The 6,518-nt window shown below is 72.9% G+C and carries 5 protein-coding genes; 2 read left to right on the top strand and 3 right to left on the bottom strand.

The genetic code is table 11. From position 1 onward, the window contains the following. The coding region (locus tag AB0G63_RS27080; RefSeq protein ID WP_360755096.1) for a protein kinase at nt 1–1,064 on the bottom strand (1,064 nt) is incomplete at its 3' end. A gap of 335 nt (nt 1,065–1,399) precedes the next feature. Between AB0G63_RS27080 and AB0G63_RS27075 the strand changes: the two genes are divergently transcribed. Continuing rightward, the gene (locus AB0G63_RS27075; RefSeq protein WP_360755093.1) at nt 1,400–3,037 is read left to right on the top strand and encodes a protein kinase; all 1,638 of its coding nucleotides are present in this window, start codon (nt 1,400–1,402) and stop codon (nt 3,035–3,037) included. Between the two features lie 87 nt (nt 3,038–3,124). Here the strand turns inward: AB0G63_RS27075 and AB0G63_RS27070 are convergent, their stop codons facing one another. Beyond that, nucleotides 3,125–3,667, bottom strand: coding sequence for a bacterial proteasome activator family protein (locus tag AB0G63_RS27070; RefSeq protein WP_324790019.1), 543 nt, complete (start codon nt 3,665–3,667; stop codon nt 3,125–3,127). A 720-nt stretch (nt 3,668–4,387) separates the two neighbouring features. Between AB0G63_RS27070 and AB0G63_RS27065 the strand changes: the two genes are divergently transcribed. After that, entirely contained in the window at nt 4,388–5,227 is an 840-nt protein-coding gene (locus tag AB0G63_RS27065; protein WP_360755091.1) for a hypothetical protein, read from the top strand. A 306-nt stretch (nt 5,228–5,533) separates the two neighbouring features. On the opposite strand, the gene AB0G63_RS27060 is transcribed toward AB0G63_RS27065, so the two are convergent. Next, the gene (locus AB0G63_RS27060; RefSeq protein WP_360755089.1) at nt 5,534–6,514 is read right to left on the bottom strand and encodes an NAD(P)H-quinone oxidoreductase; all 981 of its coding nucleotides are present in this window, start codon (nt 6,512–6,514) and stop codon (nt 5,534–5,536) included. Nucleotides 6,515–6,518 lie beyond the last annotated feature (4 nt).

The following is a 6,518-nucleotide window of genomic DNA, read 5'->3' as shown; positions in this document are numbered from 1 at the left end:
TGCGGGATCTGGGTCGTGCCGGAGGCATCGCCGGGGTGCGGCAGCACCTGGGTGCCGGCGAAACCGGCGGCCGGGGTGTGCCGGCCCTCGTGCATGTCGACCGGGCCGGTGTTCCAGGTGCCGGTGTGGCTGCCCTGGTCGTACAGCATCTGCAGCCCGTACTGGACGAGCCCGCGCATCTCCTCGGCCGTCTGGAAGCGGTCGTCCGGCTCCTTGGCCAGCGAGCGCATGACCAGGCCGTCGAGCTCCGGCGGCGAGCCGTCGGACACCTCCGACGGCGGCGTCGGGATGTCCTGGACGTGCTGGTAGACCACCGACAGCGGCGTCTCGCCGGTGAAGGGGGGCCGCAGCGCGAGGAGTTCGTAGAGCAGGCAGCCCGTCGCGTACAGGTCGGAGCGGTGGTCGACGGCCTTGCCGAGCGCCTGCTCCGGGGAGAGGTACTGCGGGGTGCCCATGACCATGCCGGTCTGCGTCATCGTCGTCGACGCGCCGTGCAGGGCGCGGGCGATGCCGAAGTCCATCACCTTCACGGCGCCGTTGTTGGTGATGATGACGTTGGCCGGCTTGATGTCGCGGTGCACGATGCCGTGCTGGTGCGAGTAGGCCAGCGCCTCCAGCACGCCGGAGACGATGATCAGGGCCTGCTCGGGTCCGGGCGCCTCGGCGTTGTGCAGCAGGTCGCGGATGGTGCGGCCCTCGACCAGCTCCATGACGATGTACGGCACGCTCTGGCCGCCCACGACGTCCTCGCCGGAGTCGTAAACGGCGACGATGGCGTGGTGGTTGAGCCCGGCCACCGACTGGGCCTCGCGGGTGAAACGGGCCTTGGAGACCGGGTCCTCGGCGAGGTCGGCGCGCAGCAGCTTGACCGCGACGGTCCGCCCGAGGCGTACGTCCTCGGCGGCGAACACCTCTGCCATGCCGCCCCGGCCGAGCCTGCGGGTCAGCCGGTACCGGCCGTCCCCGACTAGCCCGCCGTTGCCCCACATCTCCGGCGCGTCCGACATACCGCCGCCAGTCGCCTCGGGGTCGGACGGGCCCTGGGCGCGCTGCTGCTGTGCCATCAGTCCTCGCCGTCGTTTCTGCCCGCGGTGCGCGCGGTGTTGTCACGGTCTCCGTCGGCCACGCTACAGCCTCCGCGCAACCCGCCGATCCGGGAAGGGTGGCGGAACCGGCACGGGACGGACCGGCCATGAAACCGTCATCGTCCTCGGTCGTGCAAATCCCGTGCACCGGCCGTACAGCCTCTGTAACGCTCGCGCGACGCTTCATTCGCGTACGGTCACGGAACGGGCACCGAGCTTGACGTGTCACTGCCCTGGGGCAGACTTGGCCGGGAATGGCACTTTCGATCAATGATGGTCACTGCGCCTGAGGCCTTAGTGGGGGACACGGAGACATGAGCCAGCAGGACGGCGCACACGGGCGGTATACGGGGCGGGCGCTCGCCGGTGGCCGGTATCAGCTGCGTGACTTGCTCGGCGAGGGCGGCATGGCCTCGGTGCACCTGGCGTACGACGCCGTGCTGGACCGGCAGGTCGCGATCAAGACCCTGCACACCGAACTGGGCCGGGAACAGGCCTTCCGCGAGCGTTTCCGCCGCGAGGCCCAGGCCGTGGCGAAGCTCACGCACACCAACATCGTCTCCGTCTTCGACACCGGCGAGGACGAGCTCGACGGCATGACGACGCCGTACATCGTCATGGAGTACATCGAGGGCCGCCCGCTCGGCTCGGTCCTCGACGAGGACGTACGGCAGTTCGGCGCGATGCCCGCCGACAAGGCGCTGAAGATCACCGCGGACGTGCTCGCGGCGCTGGAGATCAGCCACGAGATGGGGCTGGTCCACCGGGACATCAAGCCGGGCAACGTGATGATGACCAAGCGCGGCGTCGTGAAGGTGATGGACTTCGGCATCGCCCGCGCCATGCAGTCCGGTGTCACCTCGATGACGCAGACCGGCATGGTCGTCGGCACCCCGCAGTACCTTTCGCCCGAACAGGCCCTCGGCCGTGCCGTGGACGCCCGCTCCGACCTGTACTCGGTCGGCATCATGCTGTTCCAGCTGGTCACCGGGCGGCTGCCGTTCGACGCCGACTCGCCGCTGGCCATCGCGTACGCGCACGTGCAGGAGGAGCCGGTGGCTCCTTCGTCGGTCAACCGCTCGCTGCCGCCCGCGGTGGACGCGCTGGTCGCCCGCGCGCTGAAGAAGAACCCGAACGAGCGCTTCCCGAGCGCCGAGTCGATGCGCGACGAGTGCCTGCGGGTGGCCGCCTCCGTCCAGGGCGCCCCGCCGAGCATCGTCCCCGGCGCGCCCACCCCGAGCGGCGCCGGCGTCGGCTCCGCGGTGTTCCCGCCGGTCGACCAGTCGGCCCCGCCGACCGGGCCCGTGCAGACGCCGTACCAGCCGGCGCCGAACCCGTACAGCACGCCCACCCCCTCGCCGGCCTACGGCTACCCGCAGCAGGGCGGCTACCAGACGCCGGCGCCGTCCGGGTACGCGCCGCAGACCCAGCCCCAGTACCAGCAGGCGCCGCAGCACCAGACGGCTCCGCAGCACCACACCCCCGCACCCATGGGCGGCGGCAGGAGCAACAAGCCGGTGGTCGTCGGCTCGGTCATCGTCTCTCTGGTGGCCGTCGGCGGCCTGCTCATCGCCCTGGCGACCCAGGGCGACGGCAGCGACAAGAAGGGCAAGGACGGCGGCAGCAGCGCGAGTCCGACGGTGACGAGGGCGGCGGGCTACACCGGACCGGACACGTCGAGGACGATCGACTCCACCGAGTGCACCGAGCCGCAGGAGTCGTACAACGACCCCGACAAGATCGAGCTGCCCGACTTCCGGTTCAAGTACATCAAGTCGGTCAAGGAGTGCCTGCAGGCCGCGGGCTGGGGGCTGAAGATCAACGACGTCGACGAGAACACCTACGGGGAGGGCGCGGTCATGAAGCAGTTCCCCGCCGCCGGCACCGACGTCGACCCCACGGACATGCCGCAGATCCAGCTCGACGTCTCCACGGGCAACCCTCCGTCCTGAGCCGCCTCCCCCCGTCCCGCCCGGTCGGACATACGAAGGGCCCGGCAGCCGCACGCCGGGCCCTTGTGTCGTCAGTCGGCCGGTGATCTACAGATACGGCCCTCCCGAGCGGCCACCGGCTCGCGGGTCGTCGCCGCCCATCTCATGGGCCACGCCCGGCGGCAGCGCCCGCCGCATCTGCTCCAGCTGGGCCCGCGCCGCCATCTGCTGCGCGAACAGGGTGGTCTGGATGCCGTGGAAGAGGCCCTCCAGCCAGCCGACCAACTGGGCCTGCGCGATCCGCAGTTCCGCGTCGCTGGGGGTCTTCTCGTCCGTGAACGGCAGGGAGAGCCGCTCCAGCTCCTCCACGAGTTCCGGCGCCAGCCCGTCCTCCAGCTCCTTCACCGAGCTGGCGTGGATCTCCTTCAGCCGGACCCGGCTCGCCTCGTCCAGCGGTGCCGCGCGCACCTCCTCCAGCAGCTGCTTGATCATGCTGCCGATCCGCATCACCTTGGCCGGCTGCTCGACCTGCTCCGTCACCGGAGTCTCGCGGGAGTCCTCGTCTCCTCCGCCGCCGATCGCCATGCCGTCCTGGCCCACGACCAGGATCTGGGGATTCTCGGGCGACCTTTCGTTCCTCGGCATCTCCATGCCGCCATTGTCTCGCACCCCTGCATCTCATCACCGTGCCGCCCCCACCGTGGGCCGATCGCCGTTTCACGGCGCGGAAGTCTGCGTCGCTCTCCCGTCTCCGCCGCTCTGATCAGTCGCAGCACCCGGGCCGCGCAGTGGTCGAGCCGGCGGGCCTCGGCCTCCGCGTTGCAGCTGTGCTGTTCCAGCGCCAGCAGCCGGGCGATCTGGTCCGGTCCGCCCGGCGCCCCGGACAGCACCTCGGCCCGCTGCCGCACGTGCTCGTGCAGCGCCTGGGTGACGTGCCGACGCTGCGCCTCGACGACCTCCCGGACGTCGGCACGGGGCGCGCCGACCGCCAGGGCCGGCTTGACGGCCAGTTCGTCGCGCGGCGGACTCGCCCGCTCCACGGGCCGCGCGAACCAGGCCCGCAGTTCGGCGCGCCCCGCCTCGGTCAGCGCGTACAACACGTGCCCCGCCTCGTCCACACCTCCCGCACGACCGTCCCGTCCCGTCCCGCTCCAGCCGGGCCAGGGCGGCGCACACCTGCCCGATGTCGAGCGGCCAGGCGCCGCCCGTGCGCGCCTCGAACTCGGTGCGCAGCCGGGAGCCGGAGCGGGGGCCGCGTTCCAGGAGCGCGAGCAGTCCGTGACGTGTCGACACCACCGGATTGTGCAGCGCCCTCAGCACTTTGGCGGAAGCAGAAATGCCGGGACCGGGCACCAGGGTGAAGGTGGTGGCGTGACTCCATGGCTACGTGTGGTGCGGACGACGGGGCTGGCGGGCGCCGGCGTGCTCCTCCTGTGCGGGGGCGCGCTGCCGGGCGGGAGCGTGCTGGCGGGCGGGAGCGTGCCGGCGGGCGGGAGCGTGCCGGCGGGCGGGAGCGTGCTGGCAGGCGAGGGCGTCTCGTCGTACGGGAGCGTTCCGCCGGGCGGCAGCGTCTCGTCGCACGGCAGCGTCTCGTCGCACGGCAGCATCTCGCCGGGCGACGACGGGCGCGCGCCTGCCGTGGGGCCTTCCGCCGGCGCCTCCGCCGGTGCGGGGCCGGGGCGGCGGGAGCGGGCCGACCGGGCCGACCAGCCCCTCCAGGCCGACCGGGACGAAGCCGCGGCCACGGCGGTGGGTGAGTCGTCCGAGGAGACGTCGCCGGCGTACGACAGCGCCTCGTCGCACGATCACCGGCGCACGCCTGCCGCCCACGCCTCCGCGTCCGCCCGGCCCGAGCCGTCGCGGGCCGGGAGCCGGGCGGGTGAGGGGCGCGAGCGGCCCGGGCGCCGGTGGTGGGACGAGCGAGACGAGGGGGACGAGGAGGACCAGGACACCGACCGGCAGGGGGATTACCCCGGGAAGGCGTACCCCGACCAGCAGGACACCGCAGAGGAGCCGGACGCCTCCGCGCCGCCCCAGGACGTCACCCCGGGCGCCTCCGTGTCCGCTTCGCGGTCCACGCAGCAGGCCGCCTCGCACGCCGAGGCCCCCACCGAGCCCGTGCTGCGGATCCTGCCCCTGGGCAGCGGGCTGGTCCTGATCGGGCTCGGCCTGGGACTCGCCTTCCTCGGCCTACGGCTGCGGCGCGGCTGACCCGGCGACCGTCCGGAGCCGCCCGGGTGCCTGGCCGAGGCCCGGCCGAGGCCGGTCCCGGGCCGCCTGGCACGCCGGGGCCCCTACCGAGCCCGTGCAGCGGATCCTGTCCTGAGCAGCGGGCTGGTCCTGGGCTCGCCTTTGTCGGCCCACGGCTACGGTGCGGCTGGCCCGGAGCCGGTCCGAGGCGGGTCCGAGGCCCGTCCTGGCCTGTTCCGGACCGTCCGGGGCGCCGGGCCGGTCCGTGGTCCGGACCGGCCCGGCGCGGGGGCGGTGCGGGGGCGGCGCGGCCCGGCGCCGGGGTGGCTACGGCACGACCAGCAGGACCTTGCCCACGTGCCCGCTCGCCTCCACCACGCGGTGGGCGGCGGCCGCGTCGTTCATCGGGAGCTCGCGGTCGACGACCGGGCGGACATGACCGCCGGCGATCAACGGCCAGACGTGCTCGCGCACGGCCGCGACGATGGCCGCCTTCTCGCCGAGCGGACGGGCGCGCAGCGAGGTTGCGCTGATCGCGGCCCGCTTGTTCAGGAGCGTGGCGATGTTCAGCTCGCCCTTGACGCCGCCCTGCATGCCGATGATCGCGAGCCGGCCGTTGACGGCGAGGGCCTGCACGTTGCGCTGCAGGTACTTGGCGCCCATGTTGTCGAGGATGACGTCGGCGCCCGCGCCGTCGGTGGCCTTCTTCACCTCGGCGACGAAGTCCTGCTCCCGGTAGTTGATCAGGATGTCCGCGCCGAGCCTGGCGCAGCGCTCCAGCTTCTCCGGGGTGCCCGCCGTGACGGCGACCTTGGCGCCGACGGCCTTGGCGAGCTGGATCGCCATCGTGCCGATGCCGCTGGAGCCGCCGTGCACGAGCAGCGTCTCACCGGGCCGCAGGTGGGCGATCATGAAGACGTTGGACCAGACCGTGCAGACCACCTCGGGCAGTGCCGCGGCCTGCTTCAGGTCCAGGCCCTCCGGCACCGGCAGCAACTGGCCGGCCGGCACGACGACCTTCTCCGCGTAGCCGCCGCCCGAGAGCAGCGCGCACACCTCGTCGCCCTCGGCCCAGCCGGAGACGCCGGGCCCCACGGCGGCGATCCGTCCGGAGCACTCCAGGCCGGGGTAGCGGGAGGCACCGGGCGGCGGGTCGTAGAAGCCCTGCCGCTGCAGGATGTCGGCCCGGTTGACGGCGCCGGCCACCACCTCGACCAGCACCTCTCCCTCGCCGGGCACCGGATCGGGGACCTCGTCCCACACCAGCGCCTCGGGCCCACCAGGTTCGGGAATCGTGATCGCATGCATGAGC

The sequence above is a fragment of the Streptomyces sp. NPDC020996 genome (genome assembly GCF_040641355.1).
Lineage (GTDB): Bacteria > Actinomycetota > Actinomycetes > Streptomycetales > Streptomycetaceae > Streptomyces.
Note: the sequence above shows the minus strand (reverse complement) of the source record. Positions and strands in the feature narration are given on the sequence as shown.